1 protein-coding gene is annotated in these 739 nt (G+C 34.0%); it reads left to right on the top strand.

Annotated elements, in window-relative coordinates; translation table 11 throughout:
* The first annotated feature begins 139 nt into the window (after positions 1 to 139).
* Positions 140 to 613, top strand: coding sequence for an IS200/IS605 family transposase (gene tnpA, locus J5G60_RS18580; RefSeq protein ID WP_207876658.1), 474 nt, complete (start codon positions 140 to 142; stop codon positions 611 to 613).
* The last annotated feature ends 126 nt before the right edge of the window (positions 614 to 739 follow it).

Here is a 739-nt window from a genome sequence, read left to right as displayed (position 1 = left end):
TTTTTGTATTCAGAATACCACAGGTTTTACCTGTGGTTCTAAAAAGCTTATAGCTATGAGTAGAAAAAAGAAAAACTCCAATATAAAATAGAAGTGGGTTTGCCAACCACAACTAAAATATATTGGAGGTGTGTCCGAAATGGACAATAGTAGTTTAGCACACAGCAAGTGGAATTGTAAATATCACATAGTTTTTGCACCAAAGTATAGAAGACAGATAATATATGGAAAGATAAAGTCAGATATAGGAGTAATACTAAGAAAATTGTGTGAACATAAGGATGTAGAAATTATTGAAGCAAATGCATGTAAGGATCACATACATATGCTTGTAAGCATACCGCCTAAATTAAGTGTATCACAGTTTATGGGATATCTTAAAGGTAAAAGTTCATTAATGATTTTTGATAGACATGCAAATTTAAAATATAGGTATGGCAATAGGCAATTTTGGTGTAAAGGGTACTATGTTGATACTGTAGGAAGGAATAAAAAAATCATAGAAGAATATATAAAAAATCAAATACAAGAAGATTTAGCATACGAACAAATGAGTTTAAAAGAGTATATTGATCCATTTACGGGTGACAAAGTAAAAAAAGGCAAAAAATAAAGCACCTTTTAGGTGCAGCCTGTAAAGGCATGCGGTTGGCAGACCGTTCAGTGTGCGAGTAGCACTGCCAGTAACATGCCCTTATAGGGCTAGAGCAAACCACCCGTTTTACGGGTGGTGCTGATT

This window comes from Clostridium sp. HV4-5-A1G, assembly GCF_900184915.1.
GTDB classification, from domain to species: domain Bacteria; phylum Bacillota; class Clostridia; order Clostridiales; family Clostridiaceae; genus Clostridium_B; species Clostridium_B aromativorans.
This window is presented reverse-complemented; position numbering and strand designations above follow the sequence as displayed.

Excerpts from the sequence above, each read along its gene's own strand:
- tnpA (WP_207876658.1), top strand. The coding sequence starts at position 140 with ATGGACAATAGTAGTTTAGCACACAGCAAGTGGAATTGTAAATATCAC.